Source organism: Phytomonospora endophytica, from assembly GCF_014202425.1.
Lineage (GTDB): Bacteria > Actinomycetota > Actinomycetes > Mycobacteriales > Micromonosporaceae > Phytomonospora > Phytomonospora endophytica.
The window spans coordinates 22,442-46,560 of record NZ_JACHGT010000015.1; the positions used below are offsets into that span (position 1 = coordinate 22,442).

21 protein-coding genes and 1 tRNA gene are annotated in these 24,119 nt (G+C 70.2%); 16 read left to right on the plus strand and 6 right to left on the minus strand.

Features of this window, described 5'->3' with window-relative positions:
• Window positions 1–195: 195 nt before the first annotated feature.
• The gene (locus HNR73_RS29115; RefSeq protein WP_373316618.1) at window positions 196–1,515 is read left to right on the plus strand and encodes a pectate lyase family protein; all 1,320 of its coding nucleotides are present in this window, start codon (window positions 196–198) and stop codon (window positions 1,513–1,515) included.
• Between the two features lie 435 nt (window positions 1,516–1,950).
• Here the strand turns inward: HNR73_RS29115 and HNR73_RS29120 are convergent.
• Window positions 1,951–2,026: transfer RNA gene (locus tag HNR73_RS29120), tRNA-Arg, on the minus strand.
• Between the two features lie 130 nt (window positions 2,027–2,156).
• On the opposite strand from HNR73_RS29120, the gene HNR73_RS29125 reads away from it, so the two are divergent.
• Window positions 2,157–2,816 (plus strand): nucleoside/nucleotide kinase family protein, encoded by a 660-nt coding sequence (locus tag HNR73_RS29125; RefSeq protein WP_239122161.1) that lies wholly within the window; start codon window positions 2,157–2,159, stop codon window positions 2,814–2,816.
• Here HNR73_RS29125 and HNR73_RS29130 read toward each other — a convergent pair.
• Both HNR73_RS29130 and HNR73_RS29135 read right to left on the minus strand, forming a co-directional pair.
• Window positions 2,801–3,622 (minus strand): N-acetylmuramoyl-L-alanine amidase, encoded by an 822-nt coding sequence (locus HNR73_RS29130; protein ID WP_184790873.1) that lies wholly within the window; start codon window positions 3,620–3,622, stop codon window positions 2,801–2,803. The two genes, HNR73_RS29125 and HNR73_RS29130, sit on opposite strands and share 16 nt — an antisense overlap.
• Window positions 3,623–3,798: 176 nt before the next feature.
• A complete protein-coding gene (locus HNR73_RS29135; protein ID WP_184790874.1) occupies window positions 3,799–4,407 on the minus strand; it encodes a single-stranded DNA-binding protein in 609 nt (202 codons plus the stop codon).
• 352 nt (window positions 4,408–4,759) lie between these two features.
• Between HNR73_RS29135 and HNR73_RS29140 the strand changes: the two genes are divergently transcribed.
• The 3 genes from HNR73_RS29140 (at window position 4,760) to HNR73_RS29150 (ending at window position 7,449) form a co-directional block, all read left to right on the plus strand.
• The gene (locus HNR73_RS29140) at window positions 4,760–5,389 is read left to right on the plus strand and encodes a uridine kinase family protein (RefSeq protein ID WP_184790875.1); all 630 of its coding nucleotides are present in this window, start codon (window positions 4,760–4,762) and stop codon (window positions 5,387–5,389) included.
• Window positions 5,390–5,393: 4 nt separating this feature from the next.
• Window positions 5,394–6,377 (plus strand): M48 family metallopeptidase, encoded by a 984-nt coding sequence (locus tag HNR73_RS29145; protein ID WP_184790876.1) that lies wholly within the window; start codon window positions 5,394–5,396, stop codon window positions 6,375–6,377.
• Between the two features lie 121 nt (window positions 6,378–6,498).
• Window positions 6,499–7,449 carry a COG1361 family protein gene (locus tag HNR73_RS29150; protein ID WP_184790877.1) on the plus strand — a complete coding sequence of 317 codons (951 nt, stop codon included), beginning with the start codon at window positions 6,499–6,501 and terminating at the stop codon, window positions 7,447–7,449.
• Window positions 7,450–7,508: 59 nt separating this feature from the next.
• Here HNR73_RS29150 and HNR73_RS29155 read toward each other — a convergent pair whose 3' ends face one another.
• The 3 genes from HNR73_RS29155 to HNR73_RS29165 are packed head-to-tail and all read right to left on the minus strand — an operon-like array spanning window position 7,509 to window position 10,176.
• Window positions 7,509–8,867, minus strand: a complete 1,359-nt coding sequence (locus tag HNR73_RS29155; RefSeq protein WP_184790878.1) for a dipeptidase — start codon at window positions 8,865–8,867, stop codon at window positions 7,509–7,511.
• A complete protein-coding gene (locus HNR73_RS29160) occupies window positions 8,864–9,388 on the minus strand; it encodes a hypothetical protein (protein WP_184790879.1) in 525 nt (174 codons plus the stop codon). Before HNR73_RS29160 ends, HNR73_RS29155 begins: the two co-directional genes overlap by 4 nt.
• A complete protein-coding gene (locus HNR73_RS29165) occupies window positions 9,385–10,176 on the minus strand; it encodes an SURF1 family cytochrome oxidase biogenesis protein (protein ID WP_184790880.1) in 792 nt (263 codons plus the stop codon). The genes HNR73_RS29160 and HNR73_RS29165 overlap by 4 nt, the downstream gene beginning before the upstream one ends.
• A gap of 125 nt (window positions 10,177–10,301) precedes the next feature.
• Here HNR73_RS29165 and HNR73_RS29170 point away from each other — a divergent pair, with 125 nt between their 5' ends.
• The 11 genes from HNR73_RS29170 (at window position 10,302) to HNR73_RS29220 (ending at window position 24,057) form a co-directional block, all read left to right on the plus strand.
• Window positions 10,302–11,666 (plus strand): cobyrinic acid a,c-diamide synthase CobB, encoded by a 1,365-nt coding sequence (locus HNR73_RS29170; protein ID WP_184790881.1) that lies wholly within the window; start codon window positions 10,302–10,304, stop codon window positions 11,664–11,666.
• 17 nt (window positions 11,667–11,683) lie between these two features.
• Entirely contained in the window at window positions 11,684–12,514 is an 831-nt protein-coding gene (locus HNR73_RS29175) for an NAD(P)H-binding protein (protein WP_184790882.1), read from the plus strand.
• A gap of 93 nt (window positions 12,515–12,607) precedes the next feature.
• Window positions 12,608–13,564 (plus strand): ABC transporter ATP-binding protein, encoded by a 957-nt coding sequence (locus tag HNR73_RS29180; RefSeq protein WP_184790883.1) that lies wholly within the window; start codon window positions 12,608–12,610, stop codon window positions 13,562–13,564.
• Complete coding sequence (locus HNR73_RS29185) at window positions 13,557–14,468, plus strand: ABC transporter permease (RefSeq protein WP_184790884.1); 912 nt, start codon at window positions 13,557–13,559, stop codon at window positions 14,466–14,468. Before HNR73_RS29180 ends, HNR73_RS29185 begins: the two co-directional genes overlap by 8 nt.
• Entirely contained in the window at window positions 14,465–15,382 is a 918-nt protein-coding gene (locus HNR73_RS29190; protein ID WP_184790885.1) for an ABC transporter ATP-binding protein, read from the plus strand. The genes HNR73_RS29185 and HNR73_RS29190 overlap by 4 nt, the downstream gene beginning before the upstream one ends.
• A 34-nt stretch (window positions 15,383–15,416) precedes the next feature.
• Complete coding sequence (locus HNR73_RS29195) at window positions 15,417–16,136, plus strand: ABC transporter permease (RefSeq protein ID WP_184790886.1); 720 nt, start codon at window positions 15,417–15,419, stop codon at window positions 16,134–16,136.
• A gap of 171 nt (window positions 16,137–16,307) precedes the next feature.
• Window positions 16,308–18,473, plus strand: coding sequence for a transglycosylase domain-containing protein (locus tag HNR73_RS29200; protein WP_239122160.1), 2,166 nt, complete (start codon window positions 16,308–16,310; stop codon window positions 18,471–18,473).
• Window positions 18,474–18,625: 152 nt separating this feature from the next.
• Window positions 18,626–19,117, plus strand: coding sequence for an SRPBCC family protein (locus tag HNR73_RS29205; RefSeq protein ID WP_184790887.1), 492 nt, complete (start codon window positions 18,626–18,628; stop codon window positions 19,115–19,117).
• 82 nt (window positions 19,118–19,199) lie between these two features.
• Window positions 19,200–20,414 (plus strand): uroporphyrinogen-III C-methyltransferase, encoded by a 1,215-nt coding sequence (cobA, locus tag HNR73_RS29210; protein WP_184790889.1) that lies wholly within the window; start codon window positions 19,200–19,202, stop codon window positions 20,412–20,414.
• Window positions 20,415–20,525: 111 nt separating this feature from the next.
• Window positions 20,526–23,072: a fibronectin type III domain-containing protein gene (locus tag HNR73_RS29215; protein WP_184790890.1), complete on the plus strand. Its 2,547-nt coding sequence runs from the start codon at window positions 20,526–20,528 to the stop codon at window positions 23,070–23,072.
• Between the two features lie 13 nt (window positions 23,073–23,085).
• Window positions 23,086–24,057, plus strand: a complete 972-nt coding sequence (locus tag HNR73_RS29220; protein WP_184790891.1) for an AAA family ATPase — start codon at window positions 23,086–23,088, stop codon at window positions 24,055–24,057.
• Window positions 24,058–24,119 lie beyond the last annotated feature (62 nt).

Sequence of the window (24,119 nt, forward strand, 5' to 3'; positions counted from 1 at the left end):
GGATGAACGTCCTCCTGCAACAGGCCCGAGCCGCGAAGTCGGCGAAACCATGCTTTCCCCACGCGAACACCGCGATATTGAGGGCTGTGGGCGGCAAACAACCTGCAAACCAGTGGTATTGACCCCTTTCGTCGCGCGCTCTTAGGTTCGGGGGAGGCCCCGCCCACACGCGTTGACAGGAGCCCGATGCGTCTCATGACACTCACCCCCGCGGTCGTCTCTCTGGTCCTCCTGGCGTCAGGCGTCACGGCGGTTCCCGCCGCCCAGGCGCACGCTCGTGATTTAGGGCGCCAGACCCTGCCCGCCGGGGACGGCTGGGCGTCGGCCGGTCCCGGCACGACCGGTGGGTCCGCCGCGTCGTCCGCCGATGTCCACGTCGCCGGTTCCCGGGCCGAGCTCGTCGCGGCCCTCGGCGGCGACAACGCCACGAACAAGGCCAACGGGACTCCGAAGATCGTCTACATCCGCGGGGTCATCGACGGGTTCGAGTCCGATGACGGTGGCCTGCTCACATGTGCCGAGCTCGCCGATCCCGCCTACACGCTCGACGCCTACCTCGCCGCCTACGACCCGGCGGTGTGGGGTCGGGTGAATCCTTCCGGTCCGCTGGAGGAGGCGCGTGTCCGATCGGTGGCCGCCCAGACCCGGCGGACGCAGATCAACGTCGGCCCCAACACGACCATCGTCGGGACCGGCGGCGCCGTCCTGACCGGCCTGACGCTGATGGCCGACACCGCGAGCAACGTCATCATCCGCAACATCACCTTCGACGATGCCCGTGACTGCTTCCCGGCGTGGTCGCCGACCGACGGCGCGACCGGCAACTGGAACTCCCAGTACGACGGGATCTCGGTTCGCCGTTCGGAGAACGTCTGGATCGACCACAACACCTTCACCGACGGCGACAACCCCGACAGCGCCCAGCCCGTCCACTTCGGACGGCCCTACCAGGTTCACGACGGCGGGCTCGACATCACGCACACCGCGAGCCTGGTCACGGTCTCCCACAACCGGTTCACCGAGCACGACAAGGGCATGCTCATCGGCTCGTCCAACACCGTCGGCCCCGACGTCGGACGCCTCAACGTCACCGTTCGCCACAACGTCTTCGACGGGGCCCTCCAGCGCCTGCCGCGCGTGCGTTTCGGCCAGGTCGACGTCTACAACAACTACTACCGCCTCACCGGCGGCTTCGCCTACGCCATCGGCGTCGGCGTCCAGTCGGCCGTGTACGCCGAGAACAACGCCTTCGTGCTCGCCCCCGGCGCCGCCGCCGGGAACCTGCTCTACGACTGGGGCGGGACGGCGCTCACCGAGAAGGGCAACCGCGTCGGCACCGGGCCGTGGACCCTGCGCCCGGTGAGCCTTCTCGACGTCTACAACGCCGCGCACGATCCGGACTTGGGCTCCGACGCGGGCTGGACGCCGGTCTTGCGGCGAGGACCGTTGCTGCCGGCCTCGGCGGTGCCACTTGTCACCGCGCTGACCTCGGGCGCCGACCGCCTCATCCTCTGAACCTGTCAGTGCCCCGATCCGCTCGGCATCGCCTGGCCGCGACGTCTCCGAGCAGGAGGGTGCACAGTTCACTTCGTCGGCCCCGGTATGGGCCTCCAGGCGCACGAGCAGGCCTCAGGAGGCGCCTTTCCGTGCCTTATGGAGGATGAGCGCCCACCGAGCGGCAGCGGGCGGCACAGGCCGCTCGTCCGGAAGCGCCGTCGGCGCGACTCCGGTGATCGGTTCGCGCCGAGCGGCTCCCACTCGCCGTCCTAGGGCCGACGCGCTGGCGACCGTGCTCCCCGGCGGGCGGCTCCGCGTGCGGCGGTCCCGAGAGGACCGCCCTCGGCGGAAGTTCGCGGTCACGCTGGGTGGTGACGATCGCCACCGAGCGGAGTATGGTTCCTAGCAGCTCGGTAGGCGTGGTCGCCACTGGGCGTGTCGCCATGCGCTGAGTGGCGCCCCCGGCAGGATTCGAACCTGCGGCCTTGAGATTAGAAGTCTCCTGCTCTATCCGCTGAGCTACGGGGGCCGGTGGGCATGATCGTTGTTGGTCCATGATGCATGCCGATGGAAGATTATCGTTCCCTGGCCCACCGCTGCTAGCGACTACACGAACGGGTGATCGCCATCGTGGTCGTTCGGGCTGGCAGACTCGCCGGGTGGTGCAAGAGGTCGTGGAGTCCGTCGAGGGGTGTGTCGCGCGTGCCGGGGTGCTGGCGCGGGGCGGCGGTCGTCGTGTGCTCGGGATAACCGGTGCGCCGGGCGCCGGCAAGTCGACGGTGGCGCGGCGGGTGGTCGCCGCCCTCGGTGACCTGGCCGTCTATGTCCCGATGGACGGCTTCCATCTGGCGCAGGTGGAGTTGGCTCGGCTGGGGCGTACCGCGCGCAAGGGGGCGCCGGACACCTTCGACGCCGACGGCTACGTCGCCCTGCTGCGGCGGGTGCGCGACGTGGGCAACGTGGGCGACGCCACGGTCTACGCGCCGGAATTTCGTCGTGACCTTGAGGAGCCGATCGTGGGAGCGATCGCGGTCGAGGCCTCTACGCCGCTGGTTGTGACCGAGGGGAACTATCTCCTGCTCGGCGAGGGGCCGTTCGGGGCGGTGGCCGCGCTGCTGGACGAGTCCTGGTACGTCGAAGTGCCCGAGGACCTGCGCATGAACCGTCTCGTCGAGCGGCATCGCGCCTACGGGAAGACGCCCGCGGCGGCGCGGGAGTGGGCCTACGGCTCCGACCAGCGCAACGCCGTCCTCGTCGAGGGCGCGCGCGAGCGCGCCGGCGTCCTGGTGAGCCTGGCCGAAGGTCAGGCTTCGAGGTAGGTCGTCAGGCCGGCCGCGATGGACTCGGCGATCTTCTGCCGGAAGTCGGCGTCGGAGAGCTTCTCGGCGTCTCCCTTGTGGCGCATGTTGCCGCACTCGACCATGACCTTGGGCACCGTCGTGAGGTTGAGCCCGCCCATGTCGTCGCGCGGGTTCAGGCCGTCGTCGCCGATGTAGTCGGCGGGCGGCAGGCCCGTGCCCTCCTCGTAGGCGTCCCGGATGGCGATGGCGAGCTGGTGCGAGGGCTTGACGATCTCGTCGTTGTGGCCTTTGACCAGGACGGGCTCCATGATGTGGAAGCCGTGGCCCTTCGCCGAGCCGCCGTCGGCGTGGATCGAGACGGCGACGTCGGCACCGGCGTCGTTGGCGACGGCCGCCCGCTCGGTGATGCAGGGCCCGACGCCGTCGTCGCCCTCGCGGGTCAGGAGCACCGTCGCGCCGCGCTCGCGCAGGACCGCGGCGAGGCGCTCGGCGACGTCCCAGTTGAAGGCGTGCTCGGGGTAGCCGTCGTTGGTCTCGGTGCCCGTGGTGTCGCAGGGTTTCTTCTTGGTGACGACGTCGACCAGCTTGTCGACGACCTCGGGGTGCTCGGCGTTGCCGCCGTTGTGGCCGGGGTCGATGACGATCACGCGGCCGCCGAGAACGCCTTCGGACTGGGCGGCGACCGAACCGGCCGTGCCCTCCGGCGAGGCCTGTGTGCAGGCCGCCGCGAGCAGCAGCGCGGCCACGCCGAGGACGGCCGTGAGCAGCCGCGCGCGAACGCGCGCCGGGTGGGTCCGTCTCGGTCGTACGCCACCGGGACTCACGTGGTCGTCACCTCATCCGTTCGGTCAGCTGGCCACGTGAGACCGTACCGGGTCCGGCCGGGGGAGGGGTGGGGGCGGGTTGGACGAGGGTGCGAGCGAGGCGCGGGACGCCGCCACCACCGCGGCGTCCACCCCGCAACGGCCGCGCCTCAGCGCCGCTGCCGCCCGGTCCGTCCTCAGCTCACCGGCGCGTCCTCCCGGGCCTCCTCTTCGGGTGGGGCCTCCGTCCAGCCGAAGCGGCCGTCGAGGCGTCCGCCGGTGGCCTCGGGACCGCCCCCGCCGCCTCCCGTCACGGTCAGTGCCGTCCGCTCGGCGGCTGATCCGGCTGATCCGGCTGATCCGGCTGACCCGCCGTCGCCCGCCAGTCCGGCCAGGACGACGCGGTCGAGTCCGGGCATCGCCGTTGGTGTGCCTGCGCCCTTGCTCGCCCGTTCGAAGGTGGCGAAGCCCCAGTTGAGGTTGTGGCCGAGGGCTCTTGCCTCCAGCTCGTAGCTGTAGCGTTTGGCGCCGGTGGCGTCGACCCAGGAATCGCCCTTGAACGACCCGTGCACGATGACCGGGTCCCCTTTCGACACCGATTCGAAGACGCGGTCGGCGAGGTCGCGCCAGCAGACGACGCGGACGGCGAAGAGGTCCCCGTCGGTCCATGTTCCGGTCTCGCGGTCTTTGACGCGGCTGGTCGACAAGACGCGAAAATCGGTCAGGGACACCCCGGAAGGCTGAAGTCGGCGGCGGCTCGGGCGGTCGGCGACATTCCCGATGACGGTCAGCGGTGTGTCGTACATGAGTCGGCTCCGGATTCCTCGGGTGCGTTGACTCCTCGACGATCCCGCAGGTCGGGGACGCCTGCCAGCCGGTGGCCGCGAGCCCTGTGGATTACTCACCGGTTGTGGATAACCTTCGGCCGAGGCGGGGCGGAAAAACACATGGATACGGCGTGGGGCACCGGGAAGATGGATGATTCTTCCCGGTGCCCCACGCCGTTTCGCTGACCCACCATACGAATAGCCGTAATGGGACGCACGAGTCAAGTCGCAGCGCCGTAGATGTTATGCGGATGTTACCGCGAGAAGATGGCACCTCATCGAACGTGACGGCGGATTCACCCGCCGGCACCCGAGCTGACCTGGGAGATTGATGGAAACCGGCCGTTACGGGGCACTCGCGGCGTCCATTCTGGAGCGCCCGCCCTTTTTGGGGGACATCCGGGTCGTCGCCGTCGACGGTGGCACCGGCGCGGGCAAGTCCACAGTGGCCTCGGCACTCGACCGCGCGTTCCGGGCGGCCGGCGCGTCGACCCACGTCCTCCACACCGACGACCTCCTCGACGGATGGTCCGACCTCGCCGGCTCCGGCCGCCGCCTCGCCGAGCTCGTCCTCACCCCGCTCGCCGAGGGCCGCCCGGCGGCCTATCCCGCCTACGACTGGCACGCCTCCCGCTTCGGCGACCGCCTCCGCCACGTCGGCGCCCCCGACGTCCTCATCCTCGAAGGCGTGGGCAGCGCCCGGAGGGCCAATCGCCCGCACCTGACCTTCACCGTCTTCGTCGAGGCGCCCCTGGCCGTGCGCAGGGAACGCGTCCTCGCCCGCGACGGGGCCCAGGTCGACGCGCCCCTGCGCCGCTGGATCGCCGAGGAGACCGCCCACTTCACCGCCGAGGGCACTCGCGGGGCAGCCGATGTCGTGATGGACGGACGTGCGCGCGTGGGGCACGATCATGACACCGAGTACGTTCGCCTCGACCCGCCCCCCGGGCAAGGAGCCTGAGCCGATGGCCGACGCCGACCTGACGACCCCCCGCCGCCGCGTCATCCTGCGCGGCATCAGCTCCCGGGCCTGGGAACATCCCGCCGACCGCGGCGCCCTCGTCGCACTGCGGGAGCTGCGCGGCTTCGACACCGTGCTGCGCAAGCTCTTCGGGATGTTCGACGAGCGCTCCCTGCGGCTGCGCCACCTCGGCTCCTCGATCCGCGTCGACCATCGCCAGTTCTCCAAGGTCCACGCGGTCTACGCCGACGCCGCCGCCACCCTCGACCTCGCCGAGCTGCCCGAGCTCTACGTCAGCCGCGATCCCGACCTCGGCGCCATGACCATCGGCATGGACAAGCCCTTCATCGTCATCACCAGCGGCACCGTCGACCTCTACGACGAGCCGGAGCTGCGCTACGTCCTCGGTCACGAACTCGGCCACGCCGCCTCCGGGCACGCCGTCTACCGGACCATGCTCGACCTGCTGGTCAATCTCGCCCTCGGCGTCTCCTGGATCCCCGTCGGCTCACTGGCCCTGCGCGCGATCGTCGCCGCCCTCTACGAGTGGAGCCGTAAGGCCGAGTTGTCCGCCGACCGCGCCGGCCTGCTCGCCGGACAGGACCCGGCCGCCGGAATCCGCGCCCTCGCCAAACTCGCCGGCGGCGGCGACCTGTCCGATGTGGACATCACCGCTTTCCTCGCCCAGGCACGCGAATTCGAGGCGGGCGGAGATGTGCGCGACAGCGTTCTCAAACTGATGATGCTCGAACGCCGCAGTCACGATTTCGCCGTCGCGCGCGCCGCTTCCCTTCAGCAATGGGTCGATGACGGTGAATACGGGAAAGTGCTCCGCGGCGAATATCCGCGACGCGAAGACGACGACAAGGTCTCGATCTCCGACGAGGTCAGGGCCGCCGCACGGTCCTATAGGGACGCTTTCAACAGATCGCAGGACCCGATCGCGGGACTCGTCCGTCGGCTGCGCGGCCGAGGCGACATCGACTGAACGTATCGAGATCCATTAGATTGCAAGACTTCCCGTAACCGAACAGGCAACATCCCGTTATCCAGTTATTGGGACCGCTCACTTTTCGTGGGCGCTTGGGGATATTTCCGTGGGGAGTCGTATGAAGATCCATGCTGCGCTCAAACAGGCCGGTGGCCTGTTCGCCGCCCTCGCCCTGGCCGGGATCGGTGTGCTCGCCGTGCCCTCGGCCGCCGTCGCCGAGGGCACGCTCACCCTCTCCGGTGAGGCCGCGGAGGCCACGGTGGATGGAGCCGGCAGAGTCACGCTCACCGTCGCCAACGAAGGCGACGATCCGGTTCGCCTCACCGGGCTGACCGCGCCCACGGGCTTCGACTGCGCGCCCGCCGAGGCGATCCTCGCGCCCGGCGGCCGGTCCATTCTCGACTGCACCGGGAAGTACGCCGACCGCGAGTCCGCGTCCTTCGGCGTCACCGGCACGGCGGGCAAGACCGAGTCGAGCGCCGACACGACCGTGCCGCTCCCGAGGACACCCGTCAAGGCCGAGCCGGAGCCCGAGGCCGAAGGCGCGGTCCTCAGCGTCGACGTCAAGGCGAACAAGACCACCGTGCACCCCGGTGACCCCGTGACCTACACGATCACCGTCAAGAACGTCCACCCGACCTTCACGATCCTCGACGTCGTCGTCCGCTCTCCCGACGTCGAGGAATGCGAACGCGACCTCGGTGACATGTCGCCCGGCCAGGTCGAGGAGTACACCTGCGTCTCGCCCGCGCCCGACCAGAGTTTCACCGTCCGCATCCGCGTCCGCGGCTTCGACTCCGGCGGCACCCAGATCGGCGAACACGACAACGACGTCCGCATCGAGGTCCTGCCGCCCTCACCCAGCCCGAGCGCGAGCTCCTCGGCCTCCGAGAGCTCGCCGACCCCGAGTACCCCGGTCACCCCGACCGGCCCCGGCAACGGCGGCGGACTCGCCGTGACCGGCCCGACCGCGACCCTCCTGGCGATCGTGGGCGCGGTCCTGCTCGCGGGCGGCGCGGGCCTGTGGCTCCTCGCCCAGCGGCGCCGCGCGGAGACCTACGGGGACTGACGAACGCAAACCAGCGGGGACGGCCCTCACCAGGGCCGTCCCCGCTCGCTCGTCGTGTGTCAGTTCTTCGGCGCGAGGTTCCGCAGCAGGTAGGCCTCGGCCAGGCAGACCCGCGCGAACTCGCCCAGGTGCAGGCTCTCGTTGGGGCCGTGCGCCCGGGCGTCGGGGTCCTCGACACCGGTCACCAGTACGGCCGCCTCCGGGAACATCTCCTGGAAGGTCGCGATGAACGGGATCGAGCCGCCCACCCCGATGTCGACGGGCCGCACGCCGTCCCACGCCTCGGCGAAGGCGTCGCGGGCGGCGTCGTAGGAGGGGCCGGTGGCGTCGATGACGCAGGGCAGGCCGCCCTGGTCAAGGCTCACGGTCACCTCGGCGCCCCACGCGTTCTGCGCGAGCAGGTGCTTCCGGAGGTACTCGAAGGCCTGCATGTCGTTCTCGCCGGGCGCGATGCGGATGCTCACCTTGGCGCGCGCGTAGGGCTGGAGGGCGTTGGCCGACTCCTGCGCGCCGGGCGCGTCGATGCCGAGGACGGTCGCGGTCGGCTTGGTCCACATGCGTTCGACGAGGCGGCCGGTGCCGATGAACTCGACGCCGTCGAGCATGCCCGCCTCGGCGCGCAGGCGGTCCTCGGGGTAGTCCAGCGGCGAGGCCTCGGAGCGGATCAGCTCCGGGATCGCGACGTCGCCGTTCTCGTCGTGCAGGCCTGCCAGAACGCGGCACAGGACGGTCAGGGCGTCGGGGACGGTCCCGCCGAACATGCCCGAGTGCACGGCGTGGGTGGCGGTGCGGACCTCGACGTAGGCGTTGACCAGGCCGCGCAGGGATGTCGTCAGCGCGGGGTGGCCGATGTCCCAGTTTCCGGAGTCGGCGATGACGATGACGTCGGCGGCCAGCTCCTCCTTGTGCTCCTCGATGAGCTTCTCCAGCGAGGCCGAGCCGTACTCCTCCTCGCCTTCGACGAACACCGTGACGCCGACCGGCAGGTCGTCGCCGAAGGCGCGCAGGGCGGCGACGTGGGCCATCACACCGGCCTTGTCGTCGGCGGCGCCGCGCCCGTAGAGGCGGCCGTCGCGCTCGACGATCTCGAAGGGGTCGTCCTGCTCCCACTCGGAGGGCTTCCCGGCGGGCTGCACGTCGTGATGCGCGTAGAGCAGCACCGTCGGCGCGCCCTCGGGCGCGGGACGGCGGCCGATGACGGCCGGCTGGCCGGGGGTGCCGTCGGGCGCGTTCGTCGACACGATCGTGACGTCGGGCAGGCCCGCGCCCCTCAGGAGCTCGGCGACGGCCTCGGCGCTGCGCCGGACGTGGCTGTGGTCGAACCCGGGAAAGGCCACGCTGGGAATGCGGACGAGGCGCTCCAGGTCGGCGCGCACGCCGGGAAGAACCGCCTCCACCGCGGAACGAAGATCACTCATGCCGCCATCGTATGACCCGAGCGGGAACGGCGTCGGCTCCACTGCCCGACGTAGGCGACCGCCTGATGAATCTGGCCGACCTGCGTCACCGACGTCACCGGCAGCCGCATCGTGTACCTGCCGGCCGGGTGCTTGATGGTGACCTTCACGTGCCCGCGCAGGTGCGACTCCTTGACCATCAGCAGGAGCAGGCTCAGCCCCAGCGTGAAGGGGACGCCGACGAGCGAGGCGACCGTCGCCCACTCCGGCGTCTCCTCGGTCCAGGTGAAGCGGTGTTCGACCCGCCAGCGCACCTCGTGGAGGGGCAGCGTCACCGCGGGCGTGTAGACACGGCGGTTGGTGACCCGGACGGGCCCCAGCGCCGTGAGCAACACCTCACCGCCGCCGCGCACCGTACGCCTGGTACGCAGGGACGAGGGCGGTCCGGTCACGGGGATCGGCAGCGCAGGGTGGTGCGGTGCGACGTCGAGCGAGAACTCGTTCAGCGTTTCGCCCGAGGTGCGGTACCGGTCGGTCTTCATACCCCGGACGGTACCGGCTCATCGCCATCGACCCGGTCCCCGAAAAGTGCCTCCTTGCGCTCGCCGCGCTTCTCCTTGCGGGCCAGGATGACCAGCCCGATCGGGATGAGACCGGCGAAGAGCCACCACTGGTAGGCGTAGGCGAAGTTCTGCCAACTGCGCTGCTCGGGCACCGGGATGGCCTTGAAGCCCTCCTCGGGCACGTCGGGCGTCATGTACCCGTCGAGTACCGGGTAGGGGAGCGCCTCGCCGATGAGGGACGGGCTCAGGCGGCGGGTCTGGAGCGCGCCGTTGAGTTCGGCGATCTCGCCCATCGCCGTCTCCGAGGGGCGGATCCGGCCGTCGACGGTGACCTCGCCCGACGGGACCGGCGCCACGTCCGGGGGCTGCGTCGCGCCCTTGTCGCCCTGCGGAACCCAGCCGCGGTCGACGAGGACGGCGGTGCCGTCGGCGAGCTTGAGCGGGACGACGACCTCCCAGCCGGTGTTGCCGTCGACGGTTCGTCCGCGCAGGAAGATCTGGTTGGCGGCGTCGAAGGTGCCCGTCGCGGTGACCAGGGTCCACTCGTCGTCCTCGGCGAGGGCCGCGCCCGCGGGGAGGACCCCGCTCAGCGCGCGCGGTTCGGAGTCGGCGGCGGCCGTCACCCGGTCGTTGGCCGCGGCGCGCTCCTCGTAGCGCCCGTACTGCCACTGCGCGAGGAAAGCGCACAGCGCCATGGCGGCGATCCCGCCCACGATGATCCCGATCCAGCGGGGGGAGGCGAGGAAGCGGTAACCGGGCGTCGACACGGCGGCGAGTTTACGCTTCGCCCCTGTGAGTCCCCTGGCGCTCCCGCCGCCGATGCGACCCGGTACACCGCGATTTGCCGAAGCCGGGCACTATTTAAGGCTCGCCACCAGTTCTCGGAGGAGCAATGACCGCCATCCCCCGTTTCATCGTCGCCTCCCCGTCCTCGGGGCACGGCAAGACGGCGGTCACCGCCGGTCTCCTGGCCGCGCTGAGCTCGCGGGGACTGAAACCGGCGGCGTTCAAGATCGGCCCCGACTACGTCGACGCCGGCTACCTCGGCCTGGCCGGTGGCCGCGTCGGCCGCAACCTCGACCCGCAGCTGACCTCGCCGGCGCTGGTCTCGCAGCTGTTCGCGCACGGATCGCAGGGCGCCGACATCGCCGTGGTCGAGGGGACGCTCGGCCTCTTCGACGGGCTCGGCGGCCGCGCCGACACCGAGAGCACCGCGCAGGTCGCCGGGATGCTCCGGGCACCGGTGATCCTCGTCGTGGACTGCGGGTACACGGGCCAGTCGGTGGCGGCTCTCGTGCACGGCTTCAAGACCTTCCACGAGCCCCTGTGGCTCGGCGGCGTGATCCTCACCCGGGTCGTCTCCGACCGCCACGAGCACATCCTCCGCGAGTCCCTCGACGCGATCGAGGTGCCCGTCCTCGGCGTCCTGCGCCGCCGCGACCAGGTCGTCCTGCCGCCGCGCGCCCAGGGCCTCGTCCCGGTCGTGGAGCGCTCGGTGGAGGCCGTCCGCGCCATCCGCCGCCTCGGTGAGCTCATGCTCGACTCGGTCGACCTCGACCGCCTGCTCGGCATCTGCCGTTCGGTGCCGCCGCTGACCTCCGAGCCGTGGTCGGCGGAGGCCGCGATCGGCGACCCCGTCGAATTCGAGGACGACGAGCGGCCGCTGATCGCCGTGGCGGGCGGGAACATCTTCAGTTACTCCTACGCCGAGTCGCTCGAACTCATGTCCGCCGCGGGCGCCGAGATCGCCGTCGTCGACCCGCTGCGCGACACCGCGCTGCCGCCGGGCACGAAGGCGCTGGTGTTCGGCGGGGGTTTCCCGGAGCAGTACGTCGACGAGCTGTCGGCCAACGAGGAACTGCGCGACGCCGTCGCCGAACTCGCGCGCACGGGCGCACCGGTCGTCGCCGAGTCCTCGGGTTTCCTGTGGCTGACCAAGGAGTACGACAACCGGCCGATGGGCGGTGTCCTCGACGCCGAGGCCCATTCCTCGTCGATGCTGGTGCTCGGGTACCGCAACGCCGTCGCGCAGTCGAGCAGTGTGATCGCCGACGAAGGCGACGAGATGACCGGGCACAAGGGTCACCGTTCGACGGTCATGCCCCGCACCGGTGACGCGGCCGCGTGGAAGTGGGAGGGCGGGCAGCCCGAGGGCTACGTGTGGCGTAACGTCCACGCGTCCTACCTGAACCTGCACTGGGCCGGGTACCCGCGCATCGCGCACCGCCTGGTCGCGGCCGCCGCTGCGGCGACCTGAACCACATGGGAGACGACATGTACTTGGTGAGCGGGGCCAGTGGGAACGTCGGCCGGGCGGTGGTCGAGGCGCTCGTCGCCGACGGCCGCGAGGTCCGGGCGCTGACGCGCTCGGGCGCGCCGGCCGGGTTCGGCGAGGGTGTGGCGACGGTCGCGGGAAACCTCGACGAGCCGGCGAGCCTCGCCGCCGCCCTGGAGGGCGTGCGCGGGGTGTTCCTGCTGCCGGGCTACGCCGACATGCCGGGCGTGCTCGCCGAGGCGGCGAAGGCCGGCGTCGAGCGGGTCGTGCAGCTGTCGGGCATGTCCGCGGGCAGCGGCGACCTGACCAACGCCGTCACCGCCTACATGGCCGCCTCGGAGGACGCCGTGCGCGCCTCCGGGCTCGCCTGGACGATCGTGCGCCCGTCGGCGTTCATGGCCAACACCCTGCGCTGGCTGCCGCAGCTGCGGGAAGGCGATGTCGTCCGCGAGGCCTTTGGCGATGTCGCGGCCGCGATGATCGACCCCTACGACATCGGCCGGGTCGTCCGCGTCGCCCTGACCGACGATGGTCACGCCGGGAAGGTCTACGAGGTCTCCGGGCCCGAGCCGATCCTGCCCGCCGAGCGCGCGCGCGTCCTGGCCCGGGAACTCGGCCGCGACCTGCGCTTCGAGGCGATCCCCGACGACGTCGCCCGCGTCGAGATGGAGGCGGCGATGCCGAAGAAGTACGTCGACGCCTTCTTCGACTTCTACGTCGACGGCAACCTCGACGAGTCGCGCGTCCTGCCCACGGTCGAGGAAGTCACGGGGACGGCTCCGCGCGGGTTCCGGGAGTGGGTCCGCGCGCACCTCGCGGAGCTGAGCTGATCACCCCCTAAGGGCCGTTCCCGGGGAATCCTCAGGTTTCCCTCAGCCTGCGGAACGATTGCCTACCGGCTATGTGGCACTAACGTCAGTGGCGTGTCTGTCATAGCTACCGAGGAACTCACCAAGCGGTATCCGCGGGTGACCGCCCTCGACCAACTCACCGTGGACGTCCCCGAGGGCGTCACCGGCCTGGTCGGCGCCAACGGCGCGGGCAAGTCCACGCTGATCAAGATTCTGCTCGGCCTCTCCCCGGCCACCGAGGGGAAGGCCCGTGTCCTCGGGCTCGACGTCGCCACCGAGGGCGCCACCATCCGCGAGCGAGTCGGGTACATGCCCGAGCACGACTGCCTGCCGCCCGACGTCTCGGCCACCGAGTTCGTCATGCACATGGCGCGCATGTCGGGTCTCCCGTCGACCGCCGCCCGTGAACGCACCGCCGACACCCTGCGGCACGTCGGCCTCTACGAGGAGCGCTACCGCCCGATCGGGGGCTACTCGACGGGCATGAAGCAGCGCGTCAAGCTCGCCCAGGCCCTCGTGCACGACCCGAGGCTGGTGCTCCTCGACGAGCCCACCAACGGCCTCGACCCGGTCGGCCGCGACGAGATGCTCGACCTGATCCGCCGGATCCACACCGACTTCGGGATCTCGGTCTTCGTCACCTCGCACCTGCTCGGCGAGCTGGAACGCACGTGTGACCACGTGGTGGTCGTCGACGGCGGGAAGCTCCTGCGCGCCCAGGCCACCAAGGAGTTCACGCGCACGACGGGCGTGTTCACCGTTGAGGTCGACACCAACGCCGACGGGTCCGACGGCACCGACGACGCGCAGACCGCGCTGGTCGGCGCGGGCCTCCCCGTCGAGCGCGACGGGCGGCTGCTGCACGTGTCCGTCGCCGACGAGACCGGCTACGACACCATCCGCGACACCATCGACGGCCTCGGCGTCGGACTCGTCCGCCTCCAGCAGCGCCGGCACCGGATCGCCGAAGTGTTCCTGGGTGAGCAGAGTCAGGCGCCGCAGACCGAGAAGGAGACGGCCGATGCCTAGTTCCGAAGCGGTGAACCAGAGCTCCGCGCGCGGCACCGGGGTCATCCACGACATCGGCTACCGCCACTACGAGGGACCGCGCGGCGGCCGCCGCCAGATCACGCGGGCCCTGTACGTCCACAGCCTCCGGGGCGTCTTCGGCCTCGGCCGCGCCGCGAAGTCGAAGATCATGCCGATGGGCCTGGCGACCTTCATGGTGCTCCCGGCCGCGATCATCGTCGCCGTCATGATCTTCATGGGCGCCGAGGAGCCGCTCGTCGCCTACACCAGCTACGCGATCATCGTGCAGGCCGTCCCGGCGATCTTCCTGGCCGCCCAGGCGCCCCAGACCGTGTCGCGCGACCTGCGCTTCCACAGTCTCCCGATGTACTTCTCGCGCCCGCTGACCGACCGCGACTACGTCGCGGCGAAGTGGGCCGGCATGACCTCGGCGCTGTTCATCCTGCTCGCCGCGCCCGTCGTGATCCTCTACGCCGGCGCGCTGCTCGGGAAGCTCGACTTCATGGAGCAGACCGGCGACTTCCTGCTCGCGCTGGTCGCGGTGCTGCTGCTCGCGGCGCTCCTGTCGGGCATCGGCCTGCTCATCGCCTCGCTCACCCCACGCCGGGGTCTGGGCGTCGCGGCGATCATCACGCTGCTGGCGGGCAGCTACACCGTCGTCAGCGCCGTCCAGGGCATCACCTACGAGCTGGGCAGCGAGAAGCTGGCCGGCTGGGCCGGGCTGTTCTCGCCGATGACGCTGTTCGACGGTGCCCAGGTCGCGCTGTTCGGCGTCGACTCCAACACGCCCGCCGGTCCGCCCGGGACCATCGGGAAGGTCGTGTTCGTGGTGGTGCTCCTCGCGGTCATCGCCGGCAGCTACGCCCTCCTGTCCCTGCGCTACAAGAAGGTGTCCCACTCATGACCACCATCAGCGTTGACCGGGTCTCCCGCTGGTTCGGGAACGTGGTCGCCGTCAACGACGTGACCATGACGATCGGTCCGGGCGTCACGGGACTCCTCGGCCCGAACGGGGCCGGCAAGTCGACCCTCCTGCACATGATGGGCGGCTTCCTCGCTCCTTCGACCGGGACCGTCACCCTCGACGGTGCCGCGACGTGGCGCAACGAGGACATCTACAACCACATCGGCCTGGTGCCCGAGCGCGAGGCGATGTACGACTTCCTCACCGGACGCGAGTTCGTCGTCGCCAACGCCGAGCTGTTCGGGCTGCCCAACGCCGGTTTCGCCGCGCAGACCGCGATCGACACCGTGCAGATGGAGTACGCCGCCGACCGCAAGATCGCCACGTACTCCAAGGGCATGCGGCAGCGCGTCAAGATGGCCTCGGCCCTGGTGCACAACCCGTCGGTGCTGCTCCTCGACGAGCCCTTCAACGGCATGGACCCCCGTCAGCGCATGCACCTGATGGACCTGCTGCGCAAGATGGGCGCCGAGGGCCGCACGGTGCTGTTCAGCTCGCACATCCTCGAAGAGGTCGAGCAGCTCGCCCACCACATCGAGGTGATGGTGGCCGGGCGGCACGCCGCGTCGGGCGACTACCGGCAGATCCGCCGGCTCATGGTCGACCGGCCGCACCGTTACACCGTCCGCTCCGGCGACAACCGCGCGCTGGCCTCGGCCCTCATCGCCGACGACAGCACCGCCGGGATCGAGCTCGACCTGCGCGACGGTGTCCTGCACATCCAGGCGATCGACTTCGTCGGGTTCACCCGCAGGCTGCCGCAGGTGGCCCGCGAGCGGGGGATCCGGCTCTACGAGGTCTCGCCGACCGACGAGTCGCTGGAAAGCGTCTTCACGTACCTGGTGGGTGCCTGATGCGCCGGGCCGCCCCTTCTGAGGAGTCGAAGTCATGAACCGCACCATCGCCCGCCTGACGATGCGGGGACTGCTGTCGCCGCGCAGGCTGCTCCTGCTGTCGCTGATCCCGCTGGTGCTGCTGGCCGTCGCCGGTCTCCTGCGCGGACTGGCGTCGGGCCTGGCCATCGACGAGTCCACGACGGTCCTGGCGACGCTGGGGATCGGGACCGTGCTGCCGCTGGTCGCGCTGATCTGCGGGACCGGCGCGATCGCCACCGAGATCGACGACGGGTCGGTCGTGTACCTGCTGGCCAAGCCGATCGGCCGGCCGACGATCATCCTGACGAAGTACGTCGTCGCCGTCTTCGGTGCCGTGCTGCTCGCCGTCATCCCGATCACGCTGGCCGCGCTGATCCTGGTCGGTGCCGACAAGGGCGTCGTGCTGGCGTTCGCGGTGTCGGCGCTGGTGGGGGCGCTGGGGTACTCGGCGCTGTTCCTGCTGCTGGGGGTCGTGACGAGGCACGCGGTCGTCGTCGGGCTGCTGTACGTGCTGATCTGGGAGAGCTTCGTCGGTGGTGCCGTGCCGGGCGCGCAGGCGTTGAGCGTGCAGCAGTGGTCGCTGTCGGTCGGTGAGAAGGTCGCCGACGACGGGCTGATCTCGGCGGCGGTGTCGCTGCCGGTCGGGGCGTCGCTGCTGACGGCGGTCGCGCTGTTCGGGCTGTACTTCGCGGTGCAGCGGCTGCGGTCGCTGACGCTGGCGGGGGAGCAGTAGGGCGGTCGTCCGCCGCCAGACCCGCGGGGGCGGGGTGTGGGCCCCGGCGTCCAGGGAGTGGGCGCCGGGGCCTTCGTGTGGGTGGGTCACCGCGCCCTTCTCGGTGACCCAATCCCCACTACTTGGCGCGTTGCCGCCCATTTCATCCCGAACTGACTTAGCGTCAACCCTGTGACGCTGGAGGGGATTCGGCAAGGCGCAAGGGGAGCGGCACTCGGTCTTCGCAGTCTGGTGCGCGTCGGCGTGATCGCCGGACTGCTGGTCGCGGTGATGCTCTTCCCATTGGTGGCGCTCGGGGGGCTGACGGTCAAGTCCAGTGTGGACGACCTGCAGAACGTCTCCGAGTCCCTCGCGATGGACCCGCCGCCGCAGACGACGTACGTGTACGCCAACGACGGCAAGACGCTGCTCAGCATGTTCTACGACGAGTTCCGCCGCTACGTCCCGCTCTCGGACATCGCGCCTGTCATGCAGCAGGCGATCGTGTCCAGCGAGGACTCCCGCTTCTGGGTGCACAACGGCGTCGACCTCAAGGGCATCGTGCGCGCCATGACCGCCAACCACAGCGCGGGCGAGGTCTCCCAGGGCGCCTCGACGCTGACCATGCAGTACGTCCGCGGCGCCTTGAAACAGAGCGCGAAGAGCGACGAGGAGGTCTTCGCCGCGACCGACCGCACCAGTGAGCGCAAGATCCGCGAGATGCGCCTGGCGGTGCAGATCGAGGAGGAGCTCACCAAGGACGAGATCCTGGAGCGCTACCTCAACCAGGTCTACTTCGGCCACAACGCCTACGGCATCTACGCCGCCGCCTACATCTACTACTCGAAGTCGCCGCGCGACCTCACCCTCCCCGAGGCCGCCATGCTGGCCGGGCTGGTGCAGGCGCCGTCGTCCTACGACCCGGCGGTGACCGACAAGTCGGCGGCGACCAACCGCCGCAACTACGTCATCGACCAGATGGTCGAGCTGGGCTACGTCCCGGCCGCCGAGGCCGAGGTCATCAAGGCCGAGAAGATCAAACTGAAGCTGCGCAACCCGGTCAACTCCTGCATGATCCCCAAGAAGAAGGACAAGGGCTACGGCTTCTTCTGCGACTACGTCCGCCACTGGTGGCGCGGCCAGAAGGCCTTCGGGGAGACCCCGCGCGAGCGTGAGACGAACCTCCGGCAGGGCGGCTACACCGTCATCACCTCCCTCGACCCGGACACGCAGGAGGCCGCGCAGAAGGAAGTCGACAAGTCGGAGCGCAAGACCAGCCAGTTCGCCATCGGCGTGACCTCGGTCGAGCCGGGCACGGGCCGGGTCACCGCGATGGCGACGAACCGCCGCTTCAGCCTCGACCAGAGCAAGAACCTCGACCACTCGAACCCGGTCGCCCGCGCAGACGGCGTCAAGGGCAACTATCCCAACACCGTCAACCCGCTCATGGGCGGCGGCGATCTGGCCGGCTACCAGGCCGGTTCGACGTTCAAGATGTTCACCATGCTGGCCGCGCTCGACTCGGGCATGAAACTCAACCACACGATCCAGTCCCCGAACCGGGTGGTCACGAAGTACCCGGTGGCGTCGGGCCCGGCGTCGTGCGGCGGCCTGTGGTGCCCGTCGAACGCCAGCAAGGGCATGGCCGGTTCGCGGACGATGTGGTCGGGCTTCGGGATGTCGGTCAACACCTACTTCGCGCAGCTGATCCAGCAGGTCGGGGCCGACAAGGTCGTCAAGATGGCCGAGCGGCTCGGACTGCGCTGGCGCAGCTCGACCGACAAGTACTTCGCCGACCCCGCGCGCTCCTCGGGCTGGGGCTCGTTCACCCTCGGCGTCGCCGACACGACCCCGCTGGAGATGGCCAACGCCTACGCGACGGTCGCCGCCGACGGGATCTACTGCAAGGCCACGCCGGTCCTGAAGATCATCGACTCGCAGGGCCGGGAACTCGACGCCGGATCCCCGAAATGCCACCGTGAACTGGACAAACAGGTGGCCAGGGCCGCGACCGACGCCGCCCGTTGCGTCACCGGCTACGGCGCCTCGAAGGGCGGTTGCGGACCGTGGAGCACGGCGCCGAGCGTGTACCCGAAGGTCGGCTCGCCCGTCGCGGGCAAGACCGGTACGACCGACGAGACGCGCGCGGCCTGGTTCGTGGGCTTCACCCCGTACCTGGCGGCGGCGAGCTTCATCGCCGACCCGGACAACCCGTTCCACGCCGTCGGCGACGGGAACTCGATGAAACCCATCGACACCGCCTCGGCGGTACTGAAACAGAACGCCGACGACAGACCGCCGAAGAAGTTCAAGAAACCCAACCGGTGGATCTCCTACGGCAGAGGTTTAGCGAGCTGACACACGGCCGGGGGCCGCGGCGGAAGCCGCGGCCCCCGGCCGTGTGAGGTGGCGTGCCTTCGGCCGGACCGGCGGAATCGTCGGCACGACCGCATAGTGTGAGGCCGGACCGCACGTCCACGCCGTTCAGCCGGAACCCGGAGCGCTCCACCATGAAGTACACCGTCTCGATCGAGCTCGCCCTGCCGCGTGAGAAGGCCGTACAGCTGCTCGCCGACCCGGCGCACATGCCCAAGTGGCTGCGCGGGCTGGTGCTGCACGAAGCGCTGAGCGGGGAACACGGGCAGGTCGGCACCACGTCGCGGGTCGTGATGCGGATGGGGAAGCAGCGGTTCGAGGCCACCGAGACCATCACCCGCCGCGAACCGGCGGACCTGCGCGAGATCCCACGGGAACAGGCCGTCCACTTCGAGCGCGAGATCGAAGGTCAGGGCATGTGGAACGCCGTGCGCGACCGGCTGACCGAGGCCGGCCCGGAGACGACGCTGTGGGAGAGCGAGAACGAGTTCCGCTTCGGCGGCGTGCTCATGCGACTGGTGGGGCTCCTGATGCCCGGCACCTTCCGCGAGCAGTCGCGACAGCACATGCGGGACTTCAAGGAATTCGCCGAGCACGGAACAGACGTCCGCGAGACCGAGGACTGAAACCGGACCCCCGCCCGTGCCGTGGGACGCCCGCGCCCCGGTCCCGACCCCAAGATCTCCCCGGCGACTACCCTCAAGAACTGTGAGCCTCTACCCTCTCGGACTCCGCCTCTCGGGTCGCCGGGTCCTCGTCGTCGGGGGAGGCGTGCTGGCCACCCGGCGCGTCCCCGCGCTGCTGGCCGCGGGCGCGCACGTCGACGTCGTCTCGCCGGTCGTGACACCCGCGCTCCAGGACCTCGCCGACAAGGGCCGCATCGGCTGGCACGGCCGGCCCTTCGAGCCCTCCGACGTCGACGAGGCCTGGCTGGTCCTGGCCGCCACGAACGAACCCGGCGTGAACGCCCAGATATCGGCCCGCTGCGACGCCGAACGCGTCTTCTGCGTCCGCGCCGACGACGGTGAGGCCGCCACCGCGCACACGCCCGCCGTCGCCCGCCACGGCGAGGTCACCGTCGCCGCCTTCGGCGGTGGCGACCCGCGCCGGGCCGCGCGCCTGCGCGACGACATCGCCGAGAAACTCGCCGACGGCACCTTCACCGGCAAGGCCTTCCGCGATGCTCCCAAACAGGGCCGCGTCACGCTCGTCGGTGCCGGGCCCGGCGACCCCGAACTCATCACCGTCCGGGGCCGGCGGGCGCTCGCCGTCGCCGACGTGGTCGTCGTCGACCGGCTCGCGCCCCACCTGCTGCTCGACGAGCTGCGGCCGGACGTCGAGATCTTCGACGCCGCCAAGATCCCCTACGGCCGCTACGCCGCCCAGGAGAAGATCAACGCATTCATCGTCGAGCGCGCGCTGCAGGGGCTCGACGTCGTGCGCCTCAAGGGCGGCGACGCGTTCGTGTTCGGCCGGGGCGGCGAAGAGGTCGCCGCCTGCGCCGCCGCGGGCGTCCCGGTCACGGTCGTACCGGGCGTGACCAGCGCGATCGCCGCGCCCTCGGCCGCCGGGATCCCCGTGACGCACCGCGGGGTCGTGCACGACTTCACCGTCGTGTCCGGGCACGTTCCGCCCGGGCACCCCAAGTCGCTCGTGGACTGGCCGGCGCTGGCCCGCATGAAGGGGACGCTCGTCCTCCTCATGGCCATCGAGAACCTGCCCGCGATCACCGCCGCCCTCATCGACGGCGGCCGCGACGCCGACACCCCCGCGGCCGTCATCGCCGATGCGACGACGACGCGACAGGAAGTGGTCCGCGCGACGCTCGGCACACTCGGCGAACACGAGCTGCGACCGCCCGCCACCGTGGTGATAGGCCAGGTCGTGGCCCTGGAAGAGGAGCTAAGGGGCACAGTTCGGTAAAGGTCGGGCGTTCCGGTGATCGAGCACTGGCGAGGCCTTGCCGGACCCCAGTAGGCTGCGCGAGGTCTGTGTTGAGTAGTACCTGCGGAGTCCTGGGGAGGACAGCCCACCATGCCAGGTGCAGCCGTTCGGAAGCTGAAGAGCAAGGGCGCGGTCATCAGCCTCGTCACCACCGTGGCGCTCATCGCCGCGATCGTCGCGACACTGCTCGGTACGGGGTTCTTCAGTACCGCCGTCGCGACGCACGACGCCGCCGCCTGGTTGTGGTCGGTCATGCCCGGCGAGATGGCGCACGTGAACGGTGACACCGGACGGGTCGACATCCGCGAGGAGCTCAAGGACGCGCAGGGTCACGACGTCGAGATCGTTCAGACCGACGAGCAGATCCTGCTGCGCGACCTCGACACGGGCAAGATCAACGCCATCGACCCGGCGACGCTCCAGGTGACCGGCTCGGCCGAGACGCCGCCCGGACAGGGCATCAATGTCGCGCTGCACGACGGGAAGGCGTTCATCGTCGACTCCGTCCAGGGCGTGGTGCGCCAGGTCGACGCCAAGACCCTCACGCCGATCGGCGAGCCGCTGCGCTTCGCGGCGGGCCTGACCGGCGGTGTCTTCGACAACGAGGGCAAGCTCTGGTTCGCGGTTCCCAAGGAGGGCACGCTCGTCGGCATCACGCCCGGCGAGAACGGCGCCAACGCCAAGGTCGACAACACGATCGGCGTCGCCGAGCCCAGCCACGAGCTGGTCATCTCCGTCCTCCGCGAGGGCGTCGCCGTGCTCGACACCACGGGCGCGACGCTGACGACCGTCTACGGAGCCGACGACGTGCGCAACGTCGCCGTCCCGCTCAACGGCATGGCGATCATGCCCGCCAGCACCGACTCGACAATCGCCACGATCACGGTCACCGACGGCCGGCACGTCTTCGCCGTCGACGGTGAATCCGTCAAGGACTACGCGGTGCCCGGTGAGGGCGCCGAACTCGGCGCGGCGATGGAGTGGTGGGGACGCATCTACGTCGCCGACAACGCCACCGACACGGTCTACGTCTTCGACAAGGACGGCAAGGTCGTCGACGAGATCGAGATCGCGGCCGGAGACGGCCTGATCGAGATGCAGACCCGCGACGGCCACCTGTTCATCAACGCGCCGTACACCAAGAACGCGCTCGTCGTCGATGAGAACCACAAGGTCAAGAAGGTCGACAAGGGCGTCGGGGGCATCCTCGGTGCGGACATCCCGCCGGAGGAGAAGGTCGAGGCCGACCCGCCCAAGCCCAAGGAGGCCCCGCCCGGAGCGCCGCGCAACGTGCGCGCCACGCCCGGCAACGGCAGCGCGACCTTGAGCTGGGACGCCGCCCCCAACAACGGCGCGGCCATCACGAAGTACGTGGTGGAGGGCGCGCTCGACAAGACCTTCGAGGTGGCCGGCAACCAGCAGGTCCTCAAGATCCCCGGGCTGGACAACGGCACCGAGTACAACCTCACGGTGTACGCGATCAACAAGAAGGGCGAGGGCCCGAAGGGCGCGGCGAACCCGGTCGTCCCGACCGCCGAGGTCCCCGACGCGCCCGGCGCGCCGACCGCCACGGCCAACCCCGACGGCACCGTCGCGATCCAGTGGCCCGCCGCCGACGGCCAGGGCAACAAGATCTCCGGCTACAAGGTCGACTCCATCGGTGCGGGCGGCGCTTCGCAGCCCGTCGGCGAGGTCGGCGACGAGACCACGATGACCGTTCCCGCCGGTGACCTGACCTACGGTCAGCAGTACGCCTTCACCGTCACGGCGATCGCCGAGAGCGGCGCGGCCTCCGACCCGTCGGCGGTCAGTGCGACGGTCGTGCCCTTCACCAAGCCGGACAAGCCGGTGAACCTGACCGCGACCACGGCCAACGCCAAGGGCACCGTGCACGCGACCTGGGGCGCCCCGGCCGACAACGGACGCCCGATCACCGGCTACAAGGTGACCGCCAACGGCGCTTCGCAGACCGTCACGGGCACCTCGGCCGACATCGGCGGCATCGGCGACGGCGCGACCGTGCAGGTCGACGTGGTCGCGATCAACGAGGCCGGTGAGAGCGAGGCCGCCTCGACGACCGCGCAGGCCATGTCGAAGCCGACGGTCAGCGTCGGCAACCACAGCGCCACGACGAACTCGATCACGGTGAACTTCAGCGCCAACGACGGCGGCGGACAGGCGACGTGCAAGCTCTCGGCCGGCGGCAAGTCCGTCGACGGCGGGTGCTCCTCGATCACCCTCGGCGGGCTGCCCGCGTCCTCGTCCTTCGAGGCCGTGGTGACCGTCACGAACGCCGCCGGTTCGGCGACCGACAAGAAGAACGTCAACACCAACGACCTCGGTGGTGTCACGCGTTGCGTGAACTACGGCAGCGGGGACACCGCGGTGTACTGCAACACCGGCATCCGGATCTACTCCGGGCCGAAGCAGAGCTACTCCAAGACCGGGACCATGTACAACGGCGACCGCGGCACCGCCGTCTGCAAGGCGGACGAGGGCGACAACGTCTACGCGTACAACTACAACAACGACAAGCAGAGCACCGTCTTCATCAAGTTGAGTAACGGTTCTTACATCCCGTGGGCCTGGTTCAACCTCGACTCGGGCGATAACACTGGTCTCCTGGCGAACTGTTAGCAGGAGGTCTTAGTTGAGTCACCCACTCTCCCCGCAGGAGGCGCAGTCCTTCGCCGATCTGTTCGACCGGCTGTCCCAGCAGATCGGTCAGATCGTGCTGGGCAAGCCCGAGGTCGTGCGGCTGGCGCTCGTCGCGCTCTTCGCCGAAGGGCACGTCCTCCTCGAAGACGTGCCCGGCACGGGTAAGACGACGCTCGCGCGGGCCATCGCGGCCAGTGTGCACGGGTTGTGGCGCCGGGTGCAGTTCACGCCCGACCTGCTGCCCTCCGACGTAACCGGCGTGACGATCTTCAACCAGGGCAGCCGGGAGTTCGAGTTCCACCCCGGCCCGGTGTTCGCCAACATCGTCATCGCCGACGAGATCAACCGCGCCTCCCCGAAGACCCAGGCCGCGCTGCTGGAGGTCATGGAGGAGCGGTACGTGACCGTCGACGGCACGCGCCACCCGGTGCCGCAGCCGTTCCTGGTCGTCGCCACCCAGAACCCGGTGGAGATGGACGGGACCTACCGGCTGCCGGAGGCGCAGCTCGACCGCTTCCTGATGAAGCTCTCGGTCGGGTACCCCTCGGAGGACGTCGAGATCGAGGTCCTGCGGGGCGCGTCGCACCGCTCGCCGGAGGACCTGCGGCCGGTCGTCAACACCGAGACGGTCGCGCTCATGGCGCAGGAGGCCCGCCGGACCTACATCGCCGACCCGCTGTACACCTACCTGGTGCGGCTGGCCGCGGCCACGCGCGACCTGCCGGAGGTGCGCGTCGGCGTGTCCCCGCGCGGTGTCATCGCGCTGTCGCGGGCCGCGCGGGTCTACGCGCTGTCGGCGGGGCGGACCTACGTCGTCCCCGAGGACGTCAAGGCCCTGCTGCTCCCCGTCTTCGGGCACCGGCTCGTGCTGGCGCCCGACGCGGCCATGCGCGGTGCCAACGCCGCCGACATCCTGGAGCGCATCGCCGCCCAGGTCCCCGTCCCCGTTCCCGCCAACGCCTGATCGCACAGCATGGAACACCACGCCGTCGCGTCCACGGTCCCGCCTGTCCGATGTCGATCACG

Excerpts from the sequence above, each read along its gene's own strand:
- HNR73_RS29115 (WP_373316618.1), top strand. The coding sequence starts at position 196 with ATGACACTCACCCCCGCGGTCGTCTCTCTGGTCCTCCTGGCGTCAGGC.
- HNR73_RS29135 (WP_184790874.1), bottom strand. The coding sequence starts at position 4,407 with ATGTACGACACACCGCTGACCGTCATCGGGAATGTCGCCGACCGCCCG.
- HNR73_RS29140 (WP_184790875.1), top strand. The coding sequence starts at position 4,760 with ATGGAAACCGGCCGTTACGGGGCACTCGCGGCGTCCATTCTGGAGCGC.
- HNR73_RS29145 (WP_184790876.1), top strand. The coding sequence starts at position 5,394 with ATGGCCGACGCCGACCTGACGACCCCCCGCCGCCGCGTCATCCTGCGC.
- HNR73_RS29150 (WP_184790877.1), top strand. The coding sequence starts at position 6,499 with ATGAAGATCCATGCTGCGCTCAAACAGGCCGGTGGCCTGTTCGCCGCC.
- HNR73_RS29155 (WP_184790878.1), bottom strand. The coding sequence starts at position 8,867 with ATGAGTGATCTTCGTTCCGCGGTGGAGGCGGTTCTTCCCGGCGTGCGC.
- HNR73_RS29160 (WP_184790879.1), bottom strand. The coding sequence starts at position 9,388 with ATGAAGACCGACCGGTACCGCACCTCGGGCGAAACGCTGAACGAGTTC.
- HNR73_RS29170 (WP_184790881.1), top strand. The coding sequence starts at position 10,302 with ATGACCGCCATCCCCCGTTTCATCGTCGCCTCCCCGTCCTCGGGGCAC.
- HNR73_RS29175 (WP_184790882.1), top strand. The coding sequence starts at position 11,684 with ATGTACTTGGTGAGCGGGGCCAGTGGGAACGTCGGCCGGGCGGTGGTC.
- HNR73_RS29185 (WP_184790884.1), top strand. The coding sequence starts at position 13,557 with ATGCCTAGTTCCGAAGCGGTGAACCAGAGCTCCGCGCGCGGCACCGGG.
- HNR73_RS29190 (WP_184790885.1), top strand. The coding sequence starts at position 14,465 with ATGACCACCATCAGCGTTGACCGGGTCTCCCGCTGGTTCGGGAACGTG.
- HNR73_RS29195 (WP_184790886.1), top strand. The coding sequence starts at position 15,417 with ATGAACCGCACCATCGCCCGCCTGACGATGCGGGGACTGCTGTCGCCG.
- HNR73_RS29205 (WP_184790887.1), top strand. The coding sequence starts at position 18,626 with ATGAAGTACACCGTCTCGATCGAGCTCGCCCTGCCGCGTGAGAAGGCC.
- HNR73_RS29215 (WP_184790890.1), top strand. The coding sequence starts at position 20,526 with ATGCCAGGTGCAGCCGTTCGGAAGCTGAAGAGCAAGGGCGCGGTCATC.